The sequence below is a fragment of the Cnuibacter sp. UC19_7 genome, assembly GCF_042699995.1.
Taxonomy (GTDB): domain Bacteria; phylum Actinomycetota; class Actinomycetes; order Actinomycetales; family Microbacteriaceae; genus Cnuibacter.
Window position 1 is genome coordinate 1,825,485 of record NZ_CP170560.1, and the last position, 25,428, is coordinate 1,850,912.

23 protein-coding genes are annotated in these 25,428 nt (G+C 69.0%); 13 read left to right on the forward strand and 10 right to left on the reverse strand.

Features of this window, described 5'->3' with window-relative positions; genetic code table 11:
• Positions 1 to 49: 49 nt before the first annotated feature.
• Positions 50 to 2,611, forward strand: a complete 2,562-nt coding sequence (locus ACFJGV_RS08565; RefSeq protein ID WP_378148331.1) for a beta-glucosidase — start codon at positions 50 to 52, stop codon at positions 2,609 to 2,611.
• Between the two features lie 50 nt (positions 2,612 to 2,661).
• On the opposite strand, the gene ACFJGV_RS08570 is transcribed toward ACFJGV_RS08565, so the two are convergent.
• Positions 2,662 to 3,282, reverse strand: a complete 621-nt coding sequence (locus ACFJGV_RS08570; RefSeq protein WP_378148333.1) for an SHOCT domain-containing protein — start codon at positions 3,280 to 3,282, stop codon at positions 2,662 to 2,664.
• A complete protein-coding gene (locus tag ACFJGV_RS08575) occupies positions 3,279 to 3,692 on the reverse strand; it encodes an SHOCT domain-containing protein (protein WP_378148334.1) in 414 nt (137 codons plus the stop codon). Before ACFJGV_RS08575 ends, ACFJGV_RS08570 begins: the two co-directional genes overlap by 4 nt.
• Before the next feature lie 291 nt (positions 3,693 to 3,983).
• Here ACFJGV_RS08575 and ACFJGV_RS08580 point away from each other — a divergent pair, with 291 nt between their 5' ends.
• Positions 3,984 to 4,487, forward strand: a complete 504-nt coding sequence (locus tag ACFJGV_RS08580) for a TetR/AcrR family transcriptional regulator (protein ID WP_378148335.1) — start codon at positions 3,984 to 3,986, stop codon at positions 4,485 to 4,487.
• Positions 4,488 to 4,543: 56 nt separating this feature from the next.
• Here ACFJGV_RS08580 and ACFJGV_RS08585 read toward each other — a convergent pair whose 3' ends face one another.
• The 3 genes from ACFJGV_RS08585 to ACFJGV_RS08595 all read right to left on the reverse strand — a co-directional run bounded on the left by ACFJGV_RS08585 (position 4,544) and on the right by ACFJGV_RS08595 (position 8,010).
• Entirely contained in the window at positions 4,544 to 6,397 is a 1,854-nt protein-coding gene (locus tag ACFJGV_RS08585; protein ID WP_378148336.1) for an alpha/beta hydrolase family protein, read from the reverse strand.
• Positions 6,398 to 6,506: 109 nt separating this feature from the next.
• Entirely contained in the window at positions 6,507 to 7,184 is a 678-nt protein-coding gene (locus ACFJGV_RS08590; protein ID WP_378148338.1) for a trimeric intracellular cation channel family protein, read from the reverse strand.
• A gap of 85 nt (positions 7,185 to 7,269) precedes the next feature.
• Positions 7,270 to 8,010 (reverse strand): alpha/beta fold hydrolase, encoded by a 741-nt coding sequence (locus ACFJGV_RS08595; protein WP_378148340.1) that lies wholly within the window; start codon positions 8,008 to 8,010, stop codon positions 7,270 to 7,272.
• 123 nt (positions 8,011 to 8,133) lie between these two features.
• Between ACFJGV_RS08595 and ACFJGV_RS08600 the strand changes: the two genes are divergently transcribed.
• Both ACFJGV_RS08600 and ACFJGV_RS08605 read left to right on the forward strand, forming a co-directional pair.
• Positions 8,134 to 8,790 carry a GntR family transcriptional regulator gene (locus ACFJGV_RS08600; RefSeq protein ID WP_378148342.1) on the forward strand — a complete coding sequence of 219 codons (657 nt, stop codon included), beginning with the start codon at positions 8,134 to 8,136 and terminating at the stop codon, positions 8,788 to 8,790.
• Between the two features lie 219 nt (positions 8,791 to 9,009).
• Entirely contained in the window at positions 9,010 to 10,458 is a 1,449-nt protein-coding gene (locus tag ACFJGV_RS08605; protein WP_378148343.1) for a DUF222 domain-containing protein, read from the forward strand.
• Positions 10,459 to 10,793: 335 nt separating this feature from the next.
• Here ACFJGV_RS08605 and ACFJGV_RS08610 read toward each other — a convergent pair whose 3' ends face one another.
• A complete protein-coding gene (locus tag ACFJGV_RS08610) occupies positions 10,794 to 11,675 on the reverse strand; it encodes an NAD-dependent epimerase/dehydratase family protein (RefSeq protein ID WP_378148345.1) in 882 nt (293 codons plus the stop codon).
• 85 nt (positions 11,676 to 11,760) lie between these two features.
• On the opposite strand from ACFJGV_RS08610, the gene ACFJGV_RS08615 reads away from it, so the two are divergent.
• Positions 11,761 to 12,339: a TetR/AcrR family transcriptional regulator gene (locus ACFJGV_RS08615; protein WP_378148347.1), complete on the forward strand. Its 579-nt coding sequence runs from the start codon at positions 11,761 to 11,763 to the stop codon at positions 12,337 to 12,339.
• Positions 12,340 to 12,425: 86 nt separating this feature from the next.
• On the opposite strand, the gene ACFJGV_RS08620 is transcribed toward ACFJGV_RS08615, so the two are convergent.
• Positions 12,426 to 13,133 carry a TetR/AcrR family transcriptional regulator gene (locus tag ACFJGV_RS08620; RefSeq protein WP_378148348.1) on the reverse strand — a complete coding sequence of 236 codons (708 nt, stop codon included), beginning with the start codon at positions 13,131 to 13,133 and terminating at the stop codon, positions 12,426 to 12,428.
• On the opposite strand from ACFJGV_RS08620, the gene ACFJGV_RS08625 reads away from it, so the two are divergent.
• The 3 genes from ACFJGV_RS08625 to ACFJGV_RS08635 all read left to right on the forward strand — a co-directional run bounded on the left by ACFJGV_RS08625 (position 13,132) and on the right by ACFJGV_RS08635 (position 17,020).
• Positions 13,132 to 14,604, forward strand: a complete 1,473-nt coding sequence (locus ACFJGV_RS08625) for an MFS transporter (protein WP_378148349.1) — start codon at positions 13,132 to 13,134, stop codon at positions 14,602 to 14,604. The genes ACFJGV_RS08620 and ACFJGV_RS08625 overlap by 2 nt on opposite strands.
• A gap of 42 nt (positions 14,605 to 14,646) precedes the next feature.
• Positions 14,647 to 15,099, forward strand: a complete 453-nt coding sequence (locus ACFJGV_RS08630; protein WP_378148350.1) for an SgcJ/EcaC family oxidoreductase — start codon at positions 14,647 to 14,649, stop codon at positions 15,097 to 15,099.
• A 136-nt stretch (positions 15,100 to 15,235) separates the two neighbouring features.
• Complete coding sequence (locus tag ACFJGV_RS08635) at positions 15,236 to 17,020, forward strand: LuxR C-terminal-related transcriptional regulator (protein ID WP_378148351.1); 1,785 nt, start codon at positions 15,236 to 15,238, stop codon at positions 17,018 to 17,020.
• 298 nt (positions 17,021 to 17,318) lie between these two features.
• Here ACFJGV_RS08635 and ACFJGV_RS08640 read toward each other — a convergent pair whose 3' ends face one another.
• Positions 17,319 to 18,209 (reverse strand): putative Ig domain-containing protein, encoded by an 891-nt coding sequence (locus ACFJGV_RS08640; protein ID WP_378148353.1) that lies wholly within the window; start codon positions 18,207 to 18,209, stop codon positions 17,319 to 17,321.
• Between the two features lie 161 nt (positions 18,210 to 18,370).
• Between ACFJGV_RS08640 and ACFJGV_RS08645 the strand changes: the two genes are divergently transcribed.
• The 4 genes from ACFJGV_RS08645 (at position 18,371) to ACFJGV_RS08660 (ending at position 21,846) form a co-directional block, all read left to right on the forward strand.
• The gene (locus tag ACFJGV_RS08645; protein WP_378148354.1) at positions 18,371 to 18,598 is read left to right on the forward strand and encodes a hypothetical protein; all 228 of its coding nucleotides are present in this window, start codon (positions 18,371 to 18,373) and stop codon (positions 18,596 to 18,598) included.
• Positions 18,599 to 19,302: 704 nt separating this feature from the next.
• Positions 19,303 to 20,571 carry an MmpS family transport accessory protein gene (locus ACFJGV_RS08650; RefSeq protein ID WP_378148356.1) on the forward strand — a complete coding sequence of 423 codons (1,269 nt, stop codon included), beginning with the start codon at positions 19,303 to 19,305 and terminating at the stop codon, positions 20,569 to 20,571.
• A gap of 154 nt (positions 20,572 to 20,725) precedes the next feature.
• Positions 20,726 to 21,436 carry a DUF433 domain-containing protein gene (locus ACFJGV_RS08655; protein WP_378148357.1) on the forward strand — a complete coding sequence of 237 codons (711 nt, stop codon included), beginning with the start codon at positions 20,726 to 20,728 and terminating at the stop codon, positions 21,434 to 21,436.
• A gap of 2 nt (positions 21,437 to 21,438) precedes the next feature.
• Entirely contained in the window at positions 21,439 to 21,846 is a 408-nt protein-coding gene (locus tag ACFJGV_RS08660) for a hypothetical protein (protein WP_378148359.1), read from the forward strand.
• A 157-nt stretch (positions 21,847 to 22,003) separates the two neighbouring features.
• Here ACFJGV_RS08660 and ACFJGV_RS08665 read toward each other — a convergent pair whose 3' ends face one another.
• Together ACFJGV_RS08665 and ACFJGV_RS08670 are read right to left on the reverse strand one after the other, a co-directional pair.
• Positions 22,004 to 23,782 carry a DNA/RNA helicase domain-containing protein gene (locus ACFJGV_RS08665; protein ID WP_378148360.1) on the reverse strand — a complete coding sequence of 593 codons (1,779 nt, stop codon included), beginning with the start codon at positions 23,780 to 23,782 and terminating at the stop codon, positions 22,004 to 22,006.
• Positions 23,769 to 24,089, reverse strand: coding sequence for a nucleotide pyrophosphohydrolase (locus ACFJGV_RS08670; protein WP_378148362.1), 321 nt, complete (start codon positions 24,087 to 24,089; stop codon positions 23,769 to 23,771). Before ACFJGV_RS08670 ends, ACFJGV_RS08665 begins: the two co-directional genes overlap by 14 nt.
• Positions 24,090 to 24,240: 151 nt before the next feature.
• On the opposite strand from ACFJGV_RS08670, the gene ACFJGV_RS08675 reads away from it, so the two are divergent.
• Positions 24,241 to 25,335, forward strand: a complete 1,095-nt coding sequence (locus ACFJGV_RS08675) for a type I restriction endonuclease (protein WP_378148363.1) — start codon at positions 24,241 to 24,243, stop codon at positions 25,333 to 25,335.
• The last annotated feature ends 93 nt before the right edge of the window (positions 25,336 to 25,428 follow it).

The following is a 25,428-nucleotide window of genomic DNA, read 5'->3' on the forward strand; positions in this document are numbered from 1 at the left end:
GTGCGGCTCAGTCTGCCAGACGCACCTACGATGGTGACCGGGAGTCCACATGACCGATTCGCGCATCCGAGACCTGCTCGCGGCGATGACGGATGCGGAGAAGGTCGCCCTGACCGCCGGCGCCGACACGTGGACCACTGCCGCGGTGTCGCGGCTGGGCATCCCGTCGGTGAGGCTCGGCGACGGGCCGCACGGCGTCCGCCGTCCGCGTGAGGATGCGCAGATGTCGATGTTCGACGCGCATCCGGCGACGTGCTTCCCGACGGCGGTGACGCTCGGCTCGACCTGGGATGCCGCGCTCGTCCGCGAGGTCGGGGAGGCGCTGGGCAGCGAGGCGCTCGACCACGGGATCGCGGTGCTGCTCGGCCCGGGTGTGAACCTCAAGCGCAGCCCGGCCGGTGGGCGCAACTTCGAGTACTTCTCGGAGGATCCGCTCGTGACGAGCACGCTCGGCGCGGCCTGGACGGCCGGTGTGCAGAGCACCGGGGTGGGCGTCTCGCTGAAGCACTTCGCCGCCAACGAGACGGAGCGGCGACGCTACGGCGTCGACTCGATCGTCGACGAGCGCGCCCTGCGTGAGCTGTACCTCGCGTGCTTCGAGCCCATCGTGACGGGCGAGCGTCCGGAGACCGTGATGGCGGCGTACAACCTGCTGAACGGCGAGCACTGCGCCGAGAACCGCGAGCTGCTCACGACGATCCTGCGCGACGAATGGGGCTATGACGGTGTCGTCGTCTCCGACTGGGGCGCCGTCTGGGATCGGATCGTCTCGATCCCCGCCGGGTTGGACCTCACCATGCCCGGCCTCGGGCGCAGCGACGACGACCTCGTGCTCGACGCCCTCGCCTCGGGCCGTCTGTCCCGCGCGGATCTCGACGCCGCGGTCTCGCGCATCCTCGCCCTGGTGCTCAGCCACGCGGATGCGTCCTCCGGCGATCCGCATGCTGTGCCGTCGGGGGCGGATGCGCACCACACGCTCGCGCGCCGGGTCGCCGCGGCGGGGACCGTGCTTCTGCAGAACGACGGGATCCTGCCCCTGAAGCCGGGCTCGACGGTCGCGCTCATCGGCGCGATGGCCGACGACCCCCGCTACCAGGGTGCGGGCAGCTCGCACGTCACGCCGACCCGGCTCGACACCCTGCGGAGTTCGCTCACGGAGGCGCTGGGCGAGGCCGCCGTCACCTACTCGCCCGGGTACGCCCGGCTGCTCGGCACCTCTCCGCCGTCGCGCCATCGGATCGAGGAGGCCGTCTCCCGCGCCCGCGAGGCGGATGTGGCGGTCGTCGTCGCGGGGCTTCCGGAGACGTTCGAGACCGAGGGCGTCGATCGCCGCCACCTGCGTCTGCCTCACGCCCACGAGGTGCTCATCCGCGCCGTGGCGCGGGTGAACCCGGCCACGATCGTCGTGCTGCAGAACGGCTCCCCCGTCGAGATGCCGTGGCGCGGCGAGGTCGCGGCCGTCGTCGAGGCGTACCTCGGCGGCCAGGCGGGCGGCAGCGCGCTGGCCGATGTGCTCACCGGCGCCGCCGAGCCCGGGGGGCGTCTGGCCGAGACGTTCCCCGAGCGGTACGACGACCATCCGGTCGCACGCCTGCCCAACGGGCCGGCCACGATCGAGTACCGCGAGAGCCTCTACGTCGGCTACCGCTGGTTCGACAGCGTCGACGCTGCGGTCGCGTTCCCGTTCGGGCACGGGCTGTCGTACACCACGTTCACGTGGTCGGATGCGCGGGTCACCCCGCTCCCGGACCGGCCCGCGGGGTCGTTCGCGGTGGAGGTGACCGTGACGAACACGGGCTCGCGCCTCGGGTCGGATGTGGTGCAGGTCTACGTGCACGCCGACCCCGGCGCGGTGTTCCGCCCGGAGCAGGAGCTGCGCGGGTTCGCGAAGGTGGAGCTGGAGCCGGGCGCCTCCGAGCGGGTGCGGATCGAGCTCGGCCCGCGTTCGTTCGAGTTCTGGGACGCAGCCGCACACGGCTGGCGTATGGACACGGGCCGGTATGAGGTACGCGTCGCACGCTCGTCGCGCGACATCATGTGGCGCGACGACGTCGAGGTCGAGGAGCCGCTCTTCGCGGCCGCGGTCGGGGCCGTCGATGATCTTCCTGTCGCCGAAGCCGGCGGCGATGCCCGGGCCGCGGGCGTCGCGCGGGCAGAGGGCGTCGTGCGAACGGAGGGAGTCGCGCGGGCAGAGGCTGGCACCGTCTCCGCGGCCCGGGACGCCCCCGAGGCGTACCGTGCACCCTCGGCGGAGCGGCGCTTCCCCGCGGCCGACTTCGCCGCCCTGCTCGGACGCCCGCTCCCCCGCAACCAGTCCCCTCGCCCCGGCGCCTACACGCTCGACACCGCCGTGCTCGACATGCAGGACACCGTCATCGGACGGCTCCTGCTCGGCACGCTCGTCTCGCAGGCCACGCGAGTGTTCGGCATCCCCGCCCAGGGCAGGGAGGCGCGCGCGATCGCCCGGGCGGTCGCGTCGCAGCTCACCCTGCGACTCCTCCGCGCGGGAAGCGGCGGCCGGATCAGCCGCCGCTTCGCCCTCCGCGCCCTCACGGTCCTCAACATCCTCAGCCGCCCTCGCCGTCGCCGACGCTCGCACCGCGCTCACTAGCCCGCGGGCGAGCCCGCGAGCGCCGGGTCGGTGACCCGGCCACCGCTTCGTCACTCGCCTCTCTTGATGACCTCCTCGCGCAGCCGCGCGAACTCCGCCTCGGAGAGCGCGCCGGAGGCGCGAAGAGCGGCGAGTCGCTCGAGCTGGTCGATGATGTCGCCGGGTTCGCCGTCGTGGGCCGTGTCGCCCCTCGCACTCTGCGTGGATGCAGCGGGCATCGGCGTGGCTGACGCCGCGTTCATCTGCTGCGCGATGAGCTCGCCGAGCCCGGCCGAGAGGGAGGCGTTGGTCGCCACCTCGTCCCAGAGGATCTCAAAGCGCCGCGGATCGCTGTGATCGGCGAGCACGGGGAGGACTGCGCCGGGCATCGGCCACTTGGCCGCCGAGATGAGCCCACGATAGGAAGCAGAGACGGCCGGCTTGCCGGGCACACTGATGACCAGTGTCATCGTCCCCAGCTGGAACGAATTGCCCCCATGGTTCATCGAGGCCGACACCACCTGGGCCGTGCCCCGCACGCCGTCGGCGATGGGCTTGCCGCCGGAACCGCCGTGTCGTAGTCGACGGATCACGAAGAACAGCGCGATCGGGATGATCAGGCTGGTCAACCCACCCAAGACGACGGTGAGCACCGTTCCCCACAGCACCGACGAGGTGTCGAAGGGGATCACGTGTCCGTTCCCAGCACTCTGCGCTTCTGGTCCTCGAACTCGTCCGACGTCAGCACCCCCGAGTCGCGCAGCGCGGCGAGCCGTTCGATGTCGTCGAGCACACTCCTCGACGCGACGACCTCTGTCTGGTCCGGCGGTGGCAGTTCGATGCCGAGCGCTCTCAGCTTCGCACGCTGAACCTCGGTCATCGTGGAGGCGTCCCCGACCACCTGAACCCCGACACCGCTGAGCGGGTACCCCGCGGGAGGCGCCGCAGGGGGAGCGGACGTTCCGGATGACTGACCGAGGTCCGACAGACGACCGATGGTGCGATGCGTCATCGCGACTCGGGCGACCGTGCCGCCGACCATCAGCACGATCACCCCGGCCACGACCGCGACGAGCACCCAGGCGTTGCCGAGAACGTCCACGCGGTGCTCCTCTCTTCGGTGGGCCGTGAGATCAAGCGAGCATACCTCATTTTTCGTTCGCCAGCGAGCTCCGGTGGAGCCCCCTCACGGGCCAGTTCCGCCCATGCTCCGATGCGATCACCACGGAGAAGCGGACCGAGACGCGATCCGGGGGAGCGCCGATCTCGGGCGGCGCTCCCCCTTGCGCTCATCGACCGGGGCGTGGACTCCCCGTGTGGCCGATGAACCCTTCCCGCCTCAGGCCATTCCTGGCCCAGGGTCCGCTCGCACCGCATGCGATAGCGTTCCCCCATGACCACCAAGGCCGACCAGAGGCGGCTCGAGGCCACCCGGGAGGCGCTCTCGCACTTCGCGAAGGGCGGCTACGACGGCACTCCGGTCAGCGTGGTCGCCGACGCCCTCGGTGTGTCGCAGCCGTACCTCTTCAAGCTCTTCACGAGCAAGATGGGCCTCTTCGTCGCCTGCGTGGAGCTCTGCTACGACCTCATCGAGGCGAACGCGAAGGCCCTTCTCGATCACGCGGCAGCGGAGGGGCGACCCGGGTCGCTCGACGACATCGGCGCTGCCTTCCAGACCACGATCGCCGAGGCCGATCTGCTGCGCTTCCAGCTGCAGGCGTGGGCGGCATCCGCCACTCATCCGCGCATACGCGAGGTGGTCGCGCGCCGCCTCCACCGCTCCCTCGAGCTCAGTCGCGAGCTCACGGGGGCGAGCGCCGACGAGGTGAACGAGATGTTCGCCCGCGGCACCCGCCTGGTGGTGCGCACCGCGGTCGGTCTCGAGCTGCTGCACTGACCGACCGCGGCGCACGGCCCGGGCGAGGCGCACGAGCCGACCGCGGCGCACGAGCATCAGCTCACGACGGTGAGCGTGTTCGTCACCGACACCAGGCTCACGGTCGCCGCCATGATGAACCCGCCCAGGTAGGGGTTGTTCGTCACGCGGTACAGCTTCCGCGACACCACGGCCGCCACCGCGAGGATGACGATCACGGGGAACAGCCAGATGCTGAAGATGCCGCCGAATCCGGGCACGAGCTCGCCGCTGGCGAAGAACGTCCAGTACTGCACGACCACGAGCACGATCGGCGCGAGGGCGTTGAACAGGGCGAGGACGGCCGTGTTGATCCACTCGCGTCCGCCGAGGGTGAAGCGGTTGAAGACGTTCACCGCGATCGAGTTGGCGAAGAAGTAGAGCAGGAAGAACGGCAGCACGAGCAGTGCCAGCGGGACCTTGTCGGGCGTGAACCACTTGATGGCGAGCACCCAGATGCGGAAGTCGCTGGTGAAGAAGTAGTTCACGACGGCGACGATCCCGAAGGCCGCGACCACGACGACGAGGCCGAGGAGGACGGCCTGGAAGAACTTCTTCCATCCGGGCAGCATGCCGCCGGCGCGGAGGTCGACGCCCGCCTTGCGTCCGATCGCGAAGTACGAGATCAGCATGATCAGCAGGGCCGCACCGCCGTTGATGGCCGCCCAGAGGGCGATGAAGAACACCGCGCCCTGGGGGAACATCGACGGCACGGAGTTGAACGCGAGCGCGCCGATGTCGTCGTTCTGCGAGAGCGCGACGTACGTGACGCCCGATACGACGGCGGAGACCACCATGGTCGCCCAGAACCAGACGAGCCCCTTGCGAGCGAGGGGCCGGGCCGGCTCCTCCTCGGTGCGGCGCAGGCCTGCGAACGCACGGGTGAAGAGCAGTGCGCGGGCGAACGCGACGAGGAAGATGCCGAAGCCCACGAGCCCGACGGCGTTGAAGGCCTCCTTCCACTGCCACACCTGCGAACCGGATGCGATCGGGTTCGGGGCGCTGAGTGTGTGATCGAAGTAGTCGATCACGTCGGTCGTGGTCTGCTTCGAGAACGGGCCCCACGGATGCGTCTGGGCCGGCGTGTAGAGGATGCGGTCGGCCTCGGTGCCGTCGACGTCGTCGGTGTAGAACTGCCCGGCCGCGCGCTCCTGCGTGCCGCCCTTCGACGGGTCGGCGCCGAAGTTCAGGAAGGACTGCGCGTTCGGAGTGGTGACGAAGTCACGGGGCTTCGTGATGGCGTCGCCCTCGGCGTCGTAGCTGCGGAAGAAGAACTCGTCGTACTGGTCGGCGACGAGGCCCACGTCGCGGCTGCCGTAGATGTTCGTGTAGGCGCCGTCCGCATCCTTGTAGAAGGCCTCGTTGTCGACGAGGAGCACGGAGGAGATGAGCTGCGTGTCGGCGGCGTTGTCGGCGAGGACGCTGTAGTTCGCGGCGCGGGCGCCGTTCGAGTGCCCCTCGATGCCGATGCGGCCGGTGTCGACGTACGGCAGGTCGGCGACGAGCTTCACCGCGTCGTACATGCCCGTGCCGTTGACGGGGATGTCCGCGTTGGCGAGCGGGTCGGAGTTGCCGTGGCCGTACATGTCGATCGAGACGACGACGTAGCCGCGGCGGGCGAGCTCGACGTAGTTCGCGTCCTGCATCTCGCGGTTGTTCCACCAACCGTGGCTGACGACGATCGCGGGCGCCTTGTTCTCGTCGGTCGCGCTGTCGGGCTTGAACAGAAGAGCGCTGAGCGACTCTCCGGACGACGTCTCCCACAGCATGTCCTTGACGGTGACGTGACCGCCCGCCGTCTGGATGAGCGACGACCCGATGGCCGACAGCAGGCAGAGCGCGAGTGCGACGGCGAGCCAGATCGCGTTGCGGCGCTGTGTCATGTGCTTCATTGCATTCCTTATACGTAGTGACTGGTCGCTAACCTAGCGAACGCATCACGTGTCGATGACCCGATCAGGCGGATCTGCACATATGTTCAGCGCGGATGCGGGTGGGCTGTCATCCGCCGGCACCGCGCATCCGGGGCCGAGAGCGCCACGGCCAGGGCAGCGCGCGCTGTTCAGGGAAGCGCCAGTCGAACCGCACGGCCGCGAGCCGAAGGAGGGCTGTGACGGCCACGCCGATCACGCCCGCGACGGGCACGCTGACGCCGAGCGTCACGAGCAGGATGAGGACGGCGGCCCCGGCGCCGGCGGCCGCCGCGAACAGCGAGCCGACCTGGAGGAACGACACCGGCAGTCCGAGCAGCAGGTCTCGGACGAGCGAGCCGCCCACCGCCCCGATGATCCCGACGAGGAGTGCGCCGATCGCGCCGACACCGAGCGAGAGGGCCTTCGTGGTGGCGATCACTCCGAAGATGCCGATCACGAGGGCGTCGAGCATGATCACCACCCACCCCGCGCGCTTCACGAGCGGACCGGCGGTCATCCCGACGAGGGCAGCGAGTCCGGCGACGAGCAGGTACCAGCTGCTCCAGACCACGACGGGCGGCTGGTTGAGAATGAGGTCGCGCAGCAGGCTTCCGCCGAGGGCGACAGCGATCCCGATCGCGACGACCCCGAGCACGTCGATGCGGCGCTCACGGAAGCCCGCCGCGAAGAGCGCGCCCTGGAGGCCGCCGAGTCCGGCGGCCACCAGTTCGGCCCAGAGCGGGATCCCGAACACCGCGGGTCCCATCAGCGGCGCCCCTCGATCCGGAAGCCGAACTCTCGCATCCGTACCGCCGACATATTCGGGGTGCGCCTCCGCTGGGCGTGCATCGTCAGTGGTTCGTCTCTCGCACGGCCTCGAGGATGAGGTCGGCGACTGCACCGGGCTGCGACACGGTCACCGCGTGCGAGGCGTCGATCTCGACAGAGCGCGAACCGGCCCGCTCCGCCATGAAGCGCATCGAGTCCGCCGGGATCGCGAGGTCGCGGAGGGTGATCATCGCCCAGGAGGGGATGGTCTTCCAGCCGGCCTTGGTGGCGGTGTCGGCGAGGGCGGACGCAGCGATCGGGCGCTGGGTCGCGGCGAGAAGGGCGGCGGTGGAAGCCGGGACGTCGGAGGCGAAGATCTCGTTGAACCTGTCCTGCTCGATGTAGAGATCGTCGCCACTGAATCCGCCGAATGTGAAGGCCGCGGGGCTGAGGGCCGTGCCGAGCACTCCGCCCGGGAACTTGGCGGCGAGCTCGCCTGTGCTCTCGCCGGGCTCGAGCTGGAAGCTCGCGATGTACACCAGCGCGCGGACGTTCTCCGCCCCTTCGGTCGCCTCGCTGAGCACGGATCCGCCGTACGAGTGCCCGGCGACGACGACCGGCCCGTCGATGTGGTCGATCACGGTGCGGAGGTACTCAGCATCGGCGGCGAGCCCGCGCAGCGGGTTGGCGACGGCGAGGACAGGGAGCCCTTCGGCCTGCAGGCGCTCGACGACGCCGTTCCAGCTCGCCGATTCGGCGAAGGCGCCGTGGACGAGGACGACGGTGGGCTGGTCTGCTGCGGGCTGGAACACGGTGGTGGTCATGGGGAGTCCCTTCTCGATTTGATACGCAATATATTGCGTACTGATAGCAATACGCAACAGCGAGTATTCATTCCCGTCGGCGATGGATTTGCCGTCGCCTGCAGAATGTGCGCAATATATTGCATGCCCATCCCCACTGGTTCATCTCCCCTCGGACGCTCGCTGCTCCGTAACGACGTGTACACGCGCCTCCGAGATGCCCTGGTTGATGGCACGTTCGCGCCGGGTGAGCAGCTCAAGGACGTCGACCTCGCCGCGTGGCTGGGCGTCAGCCGAACCCCGGTGCGGGAGGCACTTCTCCGCTTGGCGACGAGCGGCCTGGTCGAGACGCAGCCGGGCCGTTCGACGACGGTGAGCACGATCGACGAGCGCAAGGTCCGCGACGCCCGTGACGTCCTCGCGGCGATGCATCAGCTCGCGGTGCGGGAGACCGTGTCCACGTTGACCGACGATGACCTCGAGCGGATGCGCGCGGCCAACCGCGACTTCGCCGCCGCCCTCAAGACGGGTGACGTCGCGGCCGCCCTGGATGCAGACGAGAGGCTGCACGCCGTCCCGGTCACCGCGCTCGGCAACGAGGCGGTGGAGTCGGTGCTGGAGCACTTCGGCCCGGTCGTCCGCAGGGTCGAGCGGATGCGCTTCGCGTCACACGACGCCCAGCGCTCGGTCGACGCCCACGACCGACTCATCGAACTCTGCGCGGCACGCGACGCAGAGGCCGCCGCCGCCGTCGCCTTCGACACCTGGCACAGCCTCCCCGTCACCCCGGACGCATCCTGAGACCTTCTACGTAGCTATATAGGCGCCCCTTCGCCTCTCCGCAAAGCGACCATACCTGGCCATCCGTGCGACTGAAACCGGTCGAGACGTCCTTGCCCGACGGTGACCACTCGCCCGAGGTGGCCACGATTCCTGCACAACGGGAGAACCGCCCCGCGGTTCTCCCCACCTCGCGCCACGGACCACCGGATGTCAGTGGCACGTGGTTGAGTATCTCTCATGACAGAGGAGATGCGCCCCGAGAACCGGACACCCCGGTTCACCCCCGCACGTGCCTCCGACCCCGCCATCACCGCCCTGGAAGCGACACAACGCTCCCTGCTGGAACGGCTGGAGGAGGGCCGCCGCGCGGAGGCCGCGCTGCACGCCGAGCGGATGCGTCTGCTGGCAGAGTTCGCCTCCACCGCGGACCAGCTCGCCGAACTCCTCCACCCCGACCGTGTCGCCGAAGCACGGGACATGCAACGCCGCTCCATGACCGCCGAAGTCGCGGTCGCGCTCCACGTGTCGGAACGGTTCGTGCAGATCGAGACCTGCGACGCCGAGACCATCACCTGCCTCCCCGCGACCCTCGACGCCCTCGCTAGCGGGGACATTTCCCGGCAGCACGTGCACAAGCTCGTCACCCACCTCAACACGCTGCCCGCCGAGACATGGGAAGCGTTCGAGGCGGCGGCGCTGCCGGCTGCGACCCGGTTGAACCCGGCCCGGTTCGACAACCTCGCCCGACGGATCCGGGAACGACTCCACCCCGACTCCATCACCACCCGCGCACGACAGGCACGCGAGGAACGCTCGGCGTGGATCACGGAGGAACGCGACGGGATGGCCCACTTTCACCTCCTCGCCGCCGCGGAGAACATCCTCGCCATCGACGCGCGCCTGCACCACCACGCCCGCGCGCTGGCCGCGGAATCGGATGAGACCCGCACGATCCCGCAACTGCGCGCCGACGCCGCCGTCGACCTCCTCCTCGGAACAGCGGCGGCCACGGGCGGCGCCGCCGTCGAGCTGATGGTCACCGTCCCCGCGGTCACCCTCGCCGGGGTGAGCGAGGAGGCGGGCGAGTTGAGCGGATACGGGCCCATCGACCCCGACACCGCCCGCCGGCTCGCTGCCGCAGCGCCCGCGTTCACCCGGATCCTCATCCGACCCGATACCGGAGAGACCATCTCCATCGGGCGGGCGTCCTACCGGCTCCCCACCGCGCTGCGCCGACAGCTCAGGGTCGAGGATGAACGATGCCGGTTCCCGGGCTGCAACCGGCTCGCGATCACCGCCGATGCGGACCACACCACGGCGTGGGAAGACGGAGGAGACACCGACACCGACAACCTCGCCCATCTCTGTCGGCGACATCACCGACTCAAACACGCCACCGACTGGGACGCCGCCCAAGACCCCGACCGGACACTCACCTGGACCAGCCCCCTCGGCCAGGTCGCCCAGACACGACCACCCGGCCAAGACCTCACCGACGCCACCGAACGCGCCCACGCCATACTCGACCGCGCCCGCGACTCAGACCCCCACGAGCCCAAATCCGACTCGGGGACGCCCGAACCCCAACCTGAACCGGACCCCGGGCCGGCCATGACCGCACGCGGCCGAGCCCTCCTCGCACGCATCCGCATCCCACAACCACTCCCCGAACATGCACCCTTCTAGCCCGTCCGCCTCCCCAGGCAGCCGAGGTAGGTCGATCGCTCGCGCCCGACCTGCAAGGCCCTGTGCCGACTCGAAGTTCGAGATCCTCCACCCGCGCCCCTCCGGCGAAGCCCCTCACCGCCCGAGGTACTTGAGGACCTCCACACACGCCCCCGACCAGCGGAGCCGCTCCACGGCCCGAGGTACTCGAGAACCTCCACGCGCGCCCGACCAGCGGAGCCGCCCCACGGCCCGAGGTACTCGAGAACCTCCACGCGCGCCCGACCAGCGGAGCCGCCCCACAGACCGAGGTACTCGAGAGCCCTCCACATACCCGCCCGACCAGTGGAACCGCTTCACGACTCGAGGTTCTCGAGATCCTCCAGCAGCCCCGGGTGCGTCGGCGTCCACCCCAGCTCTTCCCGCGTGCGAGCGCTCGACGCGGGCTGATCCATCGCGAAGATGGGCCCGAACGGCCCGAACTCCTCCTCGGGCACCTGCTCCGTCTCCATCCCGAGCCGCCGCGCGATCACCGCAGCGATGTCGCGCACCGCGATCCCCTCATCCGTCACCGCGTGCCACGCGGTCCCCGCGGGCGCCGACTCGAGGGCGACGCGGAACAGCGACGCCGCATCGCGCGCGTGTACCGACGGCCAGCGCTGAGCGCCGTCGCCCGGGTACCCGACCGCACCGCGGGCGCGAGCCGCCTCGGTGAGCAGCCCCGCGAATCCACCTCGACCGTTCTCGTGGACGGTGCGCGGCATCCGCACGGCCGAGGCCCGGACGCCCTGCGAAGCGAGGGCGAGCAGCGCGTTCACCGAGCGCGAGCGTCCGGCGACCGGACCGACCTCGGGCAGCGGATCCTGCTCGGTCGAGGGTCGACCCTCCACCCAGGGGGTGCCCGAGACGGTCACGATCGGCCGTCCGCTTCCCAGGAGTGCGGTGCCGAGTGCCTCCATGGCGGCGGCCTCCTCGGCGATGCTGCGCTCGAGGGCGCCGGGCGCGTCGAGGTCGTGGCCGAAGGCGAGGCTGATGACACCCTCGGTCTGGGCGACACCTTCGCGCAGCACGTCGAGGTCGGTGATCGATCCGCGCAGCGGTGTCGCTCCGGCGGCGGTGAGAGCGGCGGCGGACGCGTCCGAACGGGCGAGGGCGAGCACGGTGTGGCCGTGCGAGAGCAGCTCGGCGACCACGGCGGTGCCGATCGTGCCGGTTCCGCCGGTGACGAAGACGAACATGGAGACTCCGATCAAGTGATGGGATTTTTGTCCCATCACCGTACACCCGTGATGGGACATTTGTCCCATCACGTAAGATCGCCTCATGGGTCGATGGGAGCCGGGTGCGCGAGAGCGCCTCGTCGTCGCCGCGGTCGAGCTGTTCACCGAGCAGGGCTACGACGACACGACGGTGGCGCAGATCGCCGAGCGCGCCGGCGTGACGAAGAGCACGTTCTTCCGCCACTTCCCCGACAAGCGGGAGCTGCTCGTCGCCGGGCAGGAAGCGCTCAGCACACTCCTCGCCGAGGGCATCGCCGTCGCGCCCACCGACGCCTCGGCGATCGACGCGGTGGCCTCCGGCCTCGAGCGGGCGTCCGCGATGATGGGGCCCGCCAACCGTGATCTCGGCCCTCGCATCCGCGCCGCCGTCGCCGCGAGCGGCGAGCTGCAGGAGCGCGACGCGCTCAAGAGCGTGGGGATGGCCGCCGCGATGAGCGAGGCGCTCCTCCAGCGCGGCGTGGCGAAGCCGGTCGCACACCTGGCCGCCGAGATGGGTGTGCTCGCCTTCAAGCAGGGCTACGCCCACTGGTCGGAAGCCGACCGGGGCGACGACGACACGCTCGCCCCCTACGCGCTCGCCGCACTGGCGGACCTCCGCGCGGCCGCGTCAGCGCTGGGGTAGCGAGCCCTCGAACGCCGCCCGCACTCGAACCCACCCGCGCGAGGTGGCGACGCCAGCACGCGCCGCAGGCCCACCACCCGGAGCCCCTACCCCCGCCCGCTCTCCAGGATCCCGTTCACGATCGCCGTGGTCGCCCACCGCGTCCGTTCCTCCGGCGTCCCCGAGGTGAACACCGCCGCCCCCGCGGCGTGCAGCGTCGGATGCCGCTCCGCGGTCGCGGACTCCAGCGTCTCCGTGAGGTCGGCGAGCTCCTGGCCCGCCGGTGTCGCGTGAGCCGCCCACTCGGCGGCGGATGCGGTGGCGTGCTGGAGCAGGAGGTCCACCCCGCGGGCCGCCGCCTCCGTGTCGACGCCCGCCGCGGCGAGCAGCCGCATCAGCAGCTCGAGCAGGTCGAGGTAGTGGTGCCCATCCGGCCAGGTCGTGAGCGCCGCCGTGGCCAGTCCGGGCTGACTGGCGAGCAGAGCGGCGTAGTCATCCACCACCCGCTGCAGCCGATCCCGCCAGGCCTCACGCCCATCCCATGAGAGGTCGAGCTCCGACAGGTACCGGTCGATGAGCAGCGCATTCAGCTCCGTCGTATTGCGGACGTAGACGTAGAGCGACGCCGGCCCGGTGTCGAGCTCAGTCGCGAGACGGCGCATGGTGAGCGCACCGGCCCCGTCGCGCTGCACGATCGCGACCGCCGCATCGAGGATCGCGGCACGCGAGAGAGGGGGCTTCGCGGGCCGATCTCGTCGGCTGATCGGTTCTGGTCGGGCCATGTCTCCACCGTAGCGGTTGATCGTGACGAACATGTTCGTTACGATGCTGTTCGTGGCATCCGATCGGATGCACGGAGGGACGACCGTGACCAGCACACAGATGACGACGCCGACACCGACGTTGACCACCAAGGGCGTCTGGCTGACGCTGATCGTGGTGCTCCTCGCCGACGCGATGGACCTCATCGACTCGACGATCACCAACATCGCGGCGCCCTCGATCGTCGCCGACCTCGGCGCGGACGAGAGCGTCATCAAGTGGCTCGGCGCCGCCTACGCCCTCGCGCTGGGCTCGCTCCTCGTGCTGGGTGGCCGCATCGGTGACAAGTTCGGGCAGCGCGGCACCTTCCTCATCGGGATGGCGGGCTTCGTCGCCGCCTCGGCCGCGGCCGGCCTGGCACTGTCGCCCGAGATGCTGATCGGCGCCCGCGTCGCGCAGGGCGTCTTCGGCGCCTTCCTCATCCCGCAGGGCATGGCGATCATGACGGCCACCTTCCCGAAGCCCGCGTTGCAGAAGGCGTTCGGCGTGTTCGCCCCGATGCTCGGCGTGTTCGCGGTCGCGGGCCCCATCCTCGGCGGCCTGCTGATCGATGCGAACCTGTTCGGTCTCGAGTGGCGTCCGGTCTTCCTCATCAACCTCGTCCTCGGCGGGGTCGCGTTGGGCATGGCGGTGAAGTTCCTGCCGCGTGTCGCGCCGCGGCCGGCCACACGCATCGACGTCCTCGGCAGCGTGCTGCTCGTCGCCGCCCTCTTCGGCGTGCTGTTCGGTCTCATCGAGGGTTCGAGCGATGGATGGGGGCCCCTCGCGATCACCGCCCTGGCCGTCGGCGCGGTGGTCTTCGCCGGCTTCGTCTGGCGACAGGCACGCACATCGGATCCGCTGCTGCCCCGCACCCTGCTCGCGAACCGCGGATTCACCGCAGGGCTCGTCGTCGGATTGCTCGTCTTCGCCGGCTTCAGCGGCCTGATGTATGTGATCTCGCTCTTCCTTCAGCTCAGCCTGGGCTACTCCCCCACTCAGACGTCGCTGAGCCTCATCCCCCTCACCCTCGGCATCATGGGCGGATCGGGCATTGCCGCCGCGCTGATCGTCAAGCTCGCCCGTCGCCTGGTCGTGCTCGGACTCGGCGCGATCCTCGTCGGCGTCGGCCTGATGCTGGCGTTCGTCACGGCCACCGGAGCCGACCTGACCTGGTGGCAGCTCGCCATCGCCACTCTCTTCATGGGCCTGGGCGCCGGAATCTGCTTCAGCTCCATCTTCAACACCGCGCTCGGCGACGTGGATGCGCACGAGGCGGGCTCCGCCAGCGGGTCGCTCAGCGCCGTGCAGCAGGTCGCCAACGGCATCGGCTCGGCACTCGTCACGAGCATCTTCCTCACGCTGCTGCCCGGCGGCGAGGTGGGCGCCGTGTCGGCGACCCTGATCGTCCTGCTCGCGATCCTCGCCGTCTGCCTCCTCGTCGTGCCGCTGCTGCCCCGCACCGCGGTCGCCGACGTCGAGTGACCGCATCCTGCTGCACCGATTCCGACGCTAGAGGAGACTCCGATGACGAACCACACTCTGACCATCGCCGAGGCGAACGACGCCGTGGATCGCATCCTCACCGCCTACCTCGAGGCATGGGATGCGGGTGACGCCGACGCCTTCGGCGCCCTGTTCACCGACGACGCGACCTACGTGATCTTCCTCGGCGACGCACTCCTCGGCCGCGAGGCCATCACCGAGAACCACCGCGACGTGTTCACGAAGTGGCAGGCCGGCACCCGGCTGCGCGTCGAGCCCCTCGCCGTGCAGGTGCTCGGGGCGGATGCGGTGAGCGTGCTGACCGCGGGCGGCATCGACACCGATCCGGAGGCGATCGAGCTCGACAAGCTCCAGACGTTCACCCTCGTCCGCACGGCGGAGGGGTGGCGGATCGCCGCCTTCCACAACACGTCGATGAGCCGGTGGACACGGCCGAAGTACAACCCGGGATCCGCAGCGCTGACCGCCGCCTGAGACGCCACACCGCCCCGCACCGGTCTGCACCGCACCGACCGGCCGGGTGCGGGTTTCGGCGGAATCGCGTTGCATCCACACATCGAGATGCGTTCAGGCCCTCCCCTTCAGCGCTCGCATCCACGATGATGGGCGCGTGCTGCTCGTGGACGGTAGCGAACCCGCGTGGGCGTGCGTCGACGCCGCACTGCTCGACGTCTTCAACGGCGACGCGGCCGAGCACCTCGCCCGGATCGAGTCCGCCCTCGCCGACAGCGCGCATCCGGCGGATCGGGCGCTCTACGGCATCGCGGCCACCATCGCGGCGGTGATCGCGTGCGAGTTCGACCGCGCAGCGCGGTTCGCGGCGCAGGCCGCACGTGACGGTGCCGGATGCGCGCCCACGGTGCAGCGGCTGTCGCGCGCAGCGGCGACCATGGCGCAGGCGATGGCGGGACGCGATGGGGCGGCCCACACCGGCGCGGGCGGGGATGGAGGTGCGGCGGGCACCGATCCGGATGCCGTGAGCCTCTCGACTCCAGACCTCCCTGTCGAGGATGACGCCCACGCCCTCCTGCACCGCTACTTCCTCGCCGAGGCGGCCCTGAGCTCGGGCGCGTTCGAGCAGGCGGATGCGCTGATCGCCGCCGCGGGCCTGGCCCCCGGGCAGGTCGCCCTCGACGAGGAGGTCGACGCCCCACCGGAACGGCCCGGGGCCGAGGGCGCCGCCGTCGCCCTGCAACTGCTGGCCGCGCGGAGTGCCGCGTTCCACGGCAGGCGAGACGAGGTGATCGCGATCGCGCAGGGATTCCAGCAGCGCGCATCCGTCGTGCCGCCCCGGGCGATGACCGTCCTCCTGGCGATCGGCTGCTACGGAGCCGCCGTCACGGGCGACCGCGACCGCTCGGCGGCGCTCGCCGAGACCGTCCTCACGCGGACTCGCGGCAACGTGAACTACCTCTCCGTCGGCGCCTGCCTGTATGTGGCGTGGGCGTTCCGCAACATGGGGCAGCTGCAGCGGGCGGCGGCGCTCCTCGTGTCGGCCGCCGGCGCGAACCTCGACCGCTGCAAGGTGTGGGACCGCGCCTTCGCCGCCGAGGTGCTCATCGAGGCCGCGCTCGCCCGCGGCGACCGCTACCGCGCGGGTGTCCTGCTGCGCAGCACGGGGGCCCTCGCGCGCTACGCGGTCGCGGCGTCGTCGGTGTCGCGAGCGCGTGGGGCGGTGGCGCTGTCGGCGGGACGGCTGGCGGAGGCGCAGGCGCTGGCCGCCGCGTCCGTCCGCCTCGACGAGAGCGCGGGGGCCTCGACCGAGGTGCTGCGCGGACTCCTCATCGAGGCGAGCGCCCTCGCCGCGAACGCGCCGGCGGAGGCGGCGGCCCGTTTCCTCCGCATCGCCCGCGAGGCCGACGCCACGGGCAACGAGGCGGTCCGCGCGGTCGCGGCGAGGAACTGGCGCGAGCTCGCGACGGTGCCTGCGTCTGGCTCGTCGAGCCTCCGCGGCGACCGGTCGGTGATGACCCCGCGCCAGCGGGCGGTGGCGACGCTCCTCGTCGAGGGCCACAGCAATGCGGCGATCGGGCAGGTGCTGTTCCTCTCGGCGCGGACCGTGCAGACCCACGTCGAGGACATCCTCCGCATCACGGACTCGCACACACGCGCGCAGGCGGCGGGCGTGCTCGGCGGGCAGCGGGCGGTGGATGCGCGCGTGCTCACCGCGCGCCAGCGCGAGGTGGCCTCGCTCGCAGCTGCCGGCCGCCGCAACGCGGAGATCAGCGCCGCGTTGGGGGTGGGCGAGAAGACGGTGGAGCGGCACCTCGCCGCCGCGCTGAAGCGGCTGGGGCTCCCCTCCCGCACGGCGCTCGCCGCGGTGACGCTCGAGTGGGCGGATGCACCTCCCGCGGCCATGCTTGGCGCGGATGCGGTGGTGAACGAGAGACGCTGACCGCGTCAGGTCCTCGTGGGTCCCCCTCGCGGAGGCACCAGCGCCATCCGCTGCTCACGATCGGCTCGATCCCGTGCCCCATCACGTGCGGAGTGAGCACTCGAACACGCCACCGCGCCAGCGGAGGAGCCGCGCCGACCAAGCGCGATGCGCGCGGGACACCCCCGCAGCACCCCTGCGCCATCCGCTGCTCGAAATGCGCCCGATGTCGCGCTCGATCGTGTCCACGATGAGCACTCGACGCTGCAACGCCGCAGTGGACGAACTGCGCGAGCACGATCGTCGCACGGCGGACGCCTCACCCGCGCCGGGCCACCCGTCGTCGCGCCGCGGATGCCCACACACCCAGCCCACCTGCGAGGAGCAGCCCGCCGATGGCCAGCCCAGGCCCCGCATCCGCACCGGTCGCAGCCAGCGAACCGCGCCCGCCGGATGGCGCTGCTCCGACCCCAGCCCCACCGGTCCCCGGAGTGCTCGGCCCCGGTGACGGCACGGGCACCGCGGCCGCGCTGACCGTGAGCGACCACGTCACCGGCACCGCATCCCCATCGCTGGACGACGCGGTGACCGTGTACTCCGTCGCCGCCGAGGCGACGGACGGCGTCCCCGACACGACCCCGGTCACCGGGTCGAACGAGAGCCCGTCGGGCAGCGCCGGCTGCACGCTCCACGTCACGGGGAGGTCGAAGCGCACAGCGCCGAACGCATCCGAGAACGCCTCCCCCACCGTGCCCACCGCGCTGGGCGGAGCGGCCGCGTCTGAGGCGGACAGCAGCCCGATCCCCCCGCTGCCCTCCGCATCCCCCGTCCACACGCGGTTGCCGCTGGGCGAAGAGACGACGGCGGCCGCGTCGGCCGTGTCGACGAGCACGTCGGATGCGAGCGTGCCCGCCTCCGTGTCGATCGTCGCGACGCCGTTGTCGCCCACGACGTACGCCCGCCCGCCGCTCGGCGCCCAGGCCGCCGCGACGGCGAGGTGCGGGAGGTCGATGGTGGCGGTGATGGTGCCGAATCCGGACGACAGAGGATCGAGGTCGACGAGGAACACCTTCTTCGCGGCGGGCGCGGTGACGAGCGCCTGGTCTCCGGACGGGCTGATCACCACGTCGCCGGCCGAGCTGGTCCCGGGCAGCAGGATCGTGAACGCCTGCCCCGAGAGAGAACGGGCTGTCGAAGACGTAGAGCACACCCGAGCCGTCGGCGGTCCCCGCGGCGAGCACGTCGTTGTCGAACCCGGTGCCCGGCCCGGCTGCGATCCGCGCGAGAGACGATGGCGCGGGCGTCGTGGGCGTGTCGGGGGCGAACGGGATCGGCGACACGGACAACCCGAGGTTGAACCGAAGGAGACGCGTGGGGTCGGCCTCCGCGGGGGACGCGACCACGGTGGCCCCACCTTCCACCGTGGCCAACCCCGCGAGCGCCGTCCCGGGCAGTCCGTTGGTCGCGAGCTGCGTGCCGTCGGGGTTGAGCTGGATGATCCACCCGTTCGAGGTGGCGACGTCGACCTCGTCCCGATCGACGGGCACGGCCACGTCGACCGGAAGCCCGACCCCGATGCCCGCGAAGTCGAACGACTGACCCGTCACGGTGTTAGTGGCGGTGTCGAAGATGCGGATGCGGCTGGACCCGTCGACGACGTACCCGGTACTGCCGTCGGTGGAGATCGCCATCGCCGTCACGGAGCTGCCTGGCCCACCCGACCCCGCGACCCCGTCCACGAAGTGCAGCGGGGGGGATCGGGTCGGCGGCCGACGCGCCCGCCCCGGGCAGGAGGATCGCGCAGGTGGCGAGGGCCGCCGCGGCGGCGGCGGTGGCGGGAGCACGGAGGCGCATGGTCGTCCTGTCGACGGAGGGCACGGGTCGGTCGCGGTGCGCGACCACTCCGCATTCTCGTGGCGCGCTCCTGCGGCGAACTAGGGGGGAAACGGCGGATTCGGGTGGGGTGTTCCCGACGAGCCTGCGCACGCCCGATAGATGCTCGCCATCCTCCGCGGGAGCCACCGCCTCCCCTGCTTCGCCTTGATGACGGGCTCTGACGTCACTCCAACTGGGGAGCGACGCCGACAGCCGGAGTGACCTATCGTCACGCTGGGGATCTGTAGGGGGTTCGATCGATGTCCAAAGAGTCAGATGGAGTTCAGACGCCGTCTCGCGGCCGCTCGCGATGGAACGCTGTGAAAAGCCATCCACGATTCAGAGCTATCGCCGGCGGAGCGCTAGTCGCATGCATCGCTGCGTTGTCCCTCGGCACGTGGGGCATAGTCGAGGCACAGAAGGTCACAGTGCCGACGCTCATCGGTCTGAGCGTCTCGGAGGTCAACGGACTTTCCTCGTCTGGAGCACTCTCGTTCTCCGCGTCGACCACGCCCGCCGACGACCTGGCCGCGTTCACGACCATCACCTCGCAAGTCCCAGCCGCGGGTGAACGAGTGTTCCCGGGGTCCTCGGTCGCGTACGACTTCGAGCTTGACCACATCGAGCTACCTTCGATTGAAGGAAAGCCGCTGCAGAACGCGCTGGGCGATCTCAAGGAGCACGGGCTCGAGGGTCACGCCGCATTTGGAATCCTTCCTGTCCACGAATCGGGTAAGTCCGGAGCGGGCGTGGCCACCGACGTCGACCCGCAGGTGCTGAGCTCTGCCGCCGAAGAGCTCGGCTTGGAGGCCGCTCCTCCGCTGACTGGAACTGCCTTCGATCTGCCCCCGAATCTCGACGTCGGCACGTGGACAGTCGTCACGTCGAGCCCAGGTCCTGACGAGACGGCCGTTGCCGGGTCAGAGGTACTTCTGACCGTGAGGATCCCCCTTGCACAGGTACCCAACCTGACCGGAATGACCTACGCCGCTGCTCAGGCCGCCATTCACGATGCCGGCCTACTGCGCTCCTCGACATTCGAGACGGCGTGGAGCGGTGAGCTGCCTCCTGGCTTCACCCCGTCTCTCGACGAACTCGAGGCGAGCTACTGGGGATACGACGAGAAGGATGCCTTGGCAGCTGGTCTCGGCGATTCGAGCACGTGGTCCGTGCTGTCCCAATCGGTGTCGCCGGCGACGCTTGCCAGTCCTGGCAGCCCGCTAGGTGTCACGCTCGCCTGGCCGTCTGTGACGGTACCGGACCTCATGCGGCTGCCGATCGATCAGGCAAAGCAGGCGCTCAATCAAGCGGGTCTCTCCTCCCGAGGACTCGGAGTCGTAAGTTCGGGGTCGGTTCTCGGGCAGTCGACAGCGCCGGGAACCATGGTGCCCTACGGGTCGAGAGTGGACGTTCAAGCCGGGCACGAGGTGACTTTCACCGTGACGGGCACGTCCGGCACTGGCCTCATCACGTGGTCCGCCCCGGGCTCCTTCTCGATCCAGCAAGCGAACGATGCGGCGCTGCCCTGGTCGACGACCTTCGTCCGATCGTCCGCGCCCGGCGCCTACGAGCGCGGCACCGTGAGCGCGCAAAGCGACGCATGGAGCGGGTCGATCACATGCGAGATCTCGGTCGACGGCAAGGTGGTTCAGACGCGAACATCCTCGGGGGCATTCGCAGTGGTCCTCTGTGGGTAGGCGCGATGCCGTCAGCGTCCTGTAGCTGCACTGCCGATCACTCGGCTCGTCCACAACCGCGTCTGGCAGGAAGGTTATGCACATGACGCCGCCGAGCATCGCCAGCCGGCACGCTCTCGGCTACTCTCTGGCTTGATCGCGAGCCCCCGCGGTGGTGTCCGGGAAGCGCGTTAATCGAGGTGATGGAGGGAGGTACCTCGTGGATCAGTCACTGTTGAACCCTCTGTACACGCAGAGCGAAGCCGCTGGGATGCTCGGCATGCCCGCCTCCACCTTCAACCACTGGGCGACCGGCTACGAGACCGCCGCGGGCAACCGCAAGCAGGGGTTCATCACGATCGACCGACCGGGCCGAGGGTACACAGTTCCCTTCATCGGCCTCGCCGAGGCGTGGATCGTGCGCGCCTTCGCGCGAGCCGGAGTCCCTGTCGCACGCATTCGCCCTGCGCTCGAACAGCTCCGGACTCAGATCGGACTCGACCATGCCCTGGCGAGCGACCGTCTCAAGACAGACGGGGCCGACATCCTCTGGGATCTCCGACAGCGCGACGCCGCATTCGACGACAACAGGCTCGTCGTCGTGCGAAACGGCCAGACGACGTTCGGCGAGATCGTCCGCGAGCATCTGAAGCAGGTCGACTACCGCAATGGCTTCATCGGCCAGATTCGGGTGCCACGCGCGTCTGGCGCGGAGTACACGATCGACCCGCAGATCAACTTCGGACGCCCGACCCTCACCGAGTACGGCATCCGCGTCGAAGACGTACTCGCGCGGATCGCGGCGGGCGAGACGATCGTGGATGTCGCAGCCGACTACGACATCCCGGCTCCCGCCGTCGAGAACCTTGCGCTGGCCGCTGCCTGAACATGCCCACTCCCGAACTGCGGTTCTTAACCGATCGCAGCCTGGGGGATCATCACGTCCCAGGAGCGCTCCGCGCCGCCGGGTGGGCGGTCGTGAGCATGCGCGAGCGCTACGGAGCGGTGTCGGCACAGGCTCTCGCCGACATCGACTGGATTCAGGATGCGACAGCCGGGGGCGAGGTGCTGCTGACAGGCGACAAGGCGATAGCGAAGCGGCCGGCAGAAGCCAGAACGGTCATCGCTGCTGGGGCCCGAGTGTTCGCATTGGGAAGCAACCAGCTCACCGGAGCGCAGAAGGCGGCACGTCTTCTTCTGCACGAGGCTGCGATCTTCCGTCGTGCGGCGCTTGAGGCTCCGTTCATTGTCAGTGTCGGAGACCGCCGACTAGAGACGATCAAGCTCTTCGGCTAGTCGATCGATCGAGGGGTGGCGATGGCCTCGAGCTTCGCCGGCCCCACGTCGGCCGAAATCGGTTCGACGCCCGAGAAATCGCAGTCCAAAGAAGACCCCTGCCACGACGAGGACGACCTGAGTCTCGTTCACCGAGACGTCACCTCCCACCAACGGATCAACCGGCAGGAATGAAGCGAGCAAGGTGCGCGCGTAACGCAGGATCGACAACGTAGACGTAGGTGCCTCGGATCCCTCGCGTGAGCAACACTGCGTAGATGTTCTGCACGTACCGCAGCAGATCCTCGTCGCCGTAGGTCACGCCCAGTGCGCGATTGTCCTCCTTGCCCTTCTTGTCGAAGTACGAGCTCCGGTTCACGGCAATCCGCTGAGCGTCCTCGTCCCAGCGGAGATCAGGCCCGATGATGACGCCGGCATAGTTGAGGTCGTATCCCTGCACGGTATGGATCGACCCGACTTCGCTGAGCGACTCCCGCGACGCTATCCAGTCGACCTGCGTACTGTTCCAGCGCAGCTCGAGGCCGTCGATCTCAATGTCGAACGCGGAGCGATCCCGCTTTGATTTCCATTTCCAGGCGAATCCGGCGACCATTCGTGACAGTCCGACCTCGAAGTCACGCTGCTCAATTTCCGCCCGCATGTGCCGAATGTCGTCGAACAGGCGCAAGTCATAGTCACCGAAGGACTGCGGCGATACCGCTACGCTCGGCCGCTCTGCCGGGCCAGCACGCAGCATGCTCCGGACGTACTCAATGTAGTCATCCCCTGCCCGAACGCGCATTTGCGAGGCGAGCGGATAAAGCCTCTCGCTCGTCTTCGCGCCAGCGACGAGGTCGTTCAGTATCGCGGTCGGCAAATCCGCGGGTCGCACGCTCTGCGCCGCATCGAGCAGGAAGATCTGGTGGCGGCTCTTGGCCCGGATCCAGTCGAGCTGTGTCATCGACGTGTCGTCCACGCCGTAGAGCTGCACGTTGATGTCACCGAACTTCTTGTTCAGCACACCCGACGACTGGTTTGCCCGCTGATTGAGTCTGTGGGCTTCGTCGACGATGAGCAGGTCGAAGTCGACGGGCGACTGCCCCACGTCGAAGGCGGTCATCACCATCTCCGGGTGCAACCCGGGCGTCTTTCGGAAGACTCGCTTGATGGACTCCCGCAGCGACTGCTGAGGAACGACCATTCCGATGTTCAAGCCCTTCAGGGCGTCCCGGTGCGCGTCTGTGAAGAAGTCGGAGAAGAACGAATCACTGTCGAGCTCCTCAAGGAATGTCGAGCTCTGGATGTCGACGATGAGCTTGAGAAGGTAGATCGCTACCACCGTCTTGCCGGTCCCAGGGTCACCCTGCAGCACCGTCGTACTGCTGTTCCCGCTGGCAAGGTCAGCGAAGAGTCCACGGAGCACGCCGTCAACGGCGATCGCTTGCTCGGACGTGAGCGACTTGAACGGTGAGAGCTTGAAGAGGTCGCTGTTCTCGATTTCGTGGATGCCGCGGGTGAAGACGCCGTCGAGCTTCAGCCGTTCGAAGATCTCGCGGAACGACGCTCGATACCGCTCGCGATCGAAGTAGTCGGCATCGACGATCCCGTCGTTGCGATTGAGGACTTCGTAGCTGCCATCGCCGGCGAGCATTCGGATGAGGTATGACTCGAGGTCGAGGCAGACTGACTTGTTGAACGTGTCGTCGACGATCTTGCGGAGGCTCGACAGCCGGCTCTTGTCGATTGACTCGAAGTGCTGGCGCATCCTGGCCGCGACGTTGAGGGACTCGCCGACGTAGACCTCGCGCTTGGCGCCGTCACGTCCACGACGCTTGGGGTCGTTCTTACCGTCGAGGATGTAGACGACGGGCCAGTTCGAATTGCGGTGATCGCTCGGCGCCCACCTGCTGATCGCCGTCCGCGAGAACGGCAGCTTGCGAATGTCAGAGCTGGTCATACTTCGTGGACCGCCCCCGCGATCTGTCCACCGGATACTTCTCCCGCGTCTTCGCGAGCTTGTCGAGCACGATCTGGTCAGGGTCCACCCCGAGGCGCTGGGCCAAGAGGAGACAATAGGTGAGGACGTCCGCGAGTTCGTCGGTCACCCGCTCCGGATCGGCGTCGGGATTCCACTGAAAGCACTCGAGGAGCTCGCCGGCTTCGATGGAGATGCTCTTCACGAGGTTCTCGGGTGTGTGGAATTGCGCCCAGTCCCGCTCCCCAGCGAACGTCTCGAGTTCCGTCATCACGGTGGTCGACGCCATAGCGTCAACCTATCAGTCGCTCAAACGAGCCAAAGGAGGAACGCCCTCCGGCCGAGCGGCACCCCTCCCGAAATGGGGTAGCCGGCGACAGCATCAATGTCGGCGCATTGACCTATCGTCTTGCTAAGGGGAAGTCCGAGGGGGACCGACAATGGAGTTCGAAGAACGACTCGCCGCGCTTGCAACCAAGGTGCAGAACCAGCGAGACGCAATCCAGACCGAAGAGGCAACGAAGAACGCATTCGTCATGCCATTCATCTCGACGATCCTGGGGTATGACGTGTTCAACCCGCTCGAGGTCGTACCCGAATTCACGGCGGACGTCGGCGTCAAGCGCGGCGAGAAGATTGACTACGCGATCATGCGCGACGGTGAGGTTCAAATCCTCATCGAATGCAAAAGCTCGACAGGACAGCTGAGGATCGAGCACGCCAGTCAGCTTTTCCGGTACTTCGGCGTCACGAATGCGCGCATCGCGGTGCTCACGAACGGGGAGGTCTATAACTTCTACACCGACCTCGATGCGCCGAACCGGATGGACGAGAAGCCATTCCTGGTTCTCGACCTCGCGGACATCGACGAGACCCTCGTGTCCGAGCTGAAGAAGCTCACAAAGGACGCGTTCGACCTCGACTCGATCATCAGCGGAGCCGAAGAACTCAAGTACGTGGGCGCCCTCAAGCGGGAGATCGCTGGGCAGTTCAGAGAGCCATCGGACGAATGGGTGAAATTCTTTACGAGCCGCGTCTACGACGGGGCATTCACCCAGAGGGTGCGCGAGCAGTTCTCGACACTAGTCGCGAAGGCGTCGAAGCAGTTCCTCACCGAGCAGGTCAATGATCGGCTGAAGACAGCTCTTGGGGCCACGGCACTCCCCGTCTCCTCCGGACCGGCCGCAGCCGAGGCGATCCAGAGCCAGCCCGTGGTCGAGAGCGATCTCGATCGGGACACCGAGATCGAGACCACGCTCGAGGAGCTCGAGGGGTACCAGATCGTGAAAGCGATCGCGTGCGCCGAAGTGAAGCCACACCGGGTCGTCCACCGCGACGCGAAGTCGTATTTCGCGATCCTCCTCGACGACAACAACCGCAAGCCGATCGCGCGCCTGCACTTCAACGGGAAGAAGCAGAAGTACCTCGGTCTGTTCGACGCGGAGAAGGTGGAGACTCGGCACCCAATCGACGCGTTGGACGACATTTACGAGCACGCCGAGTCAATTCGGAGCGCAGTTCGCCTGTACGCCTGATCGATCGACTGCAGCCCTGTGGCAGCAGTCGGGGGCCGTATTGACCCTCGGGAATAGCAGCCTCCCCCACGCGTTGTACTTGAGCGTAAGGCA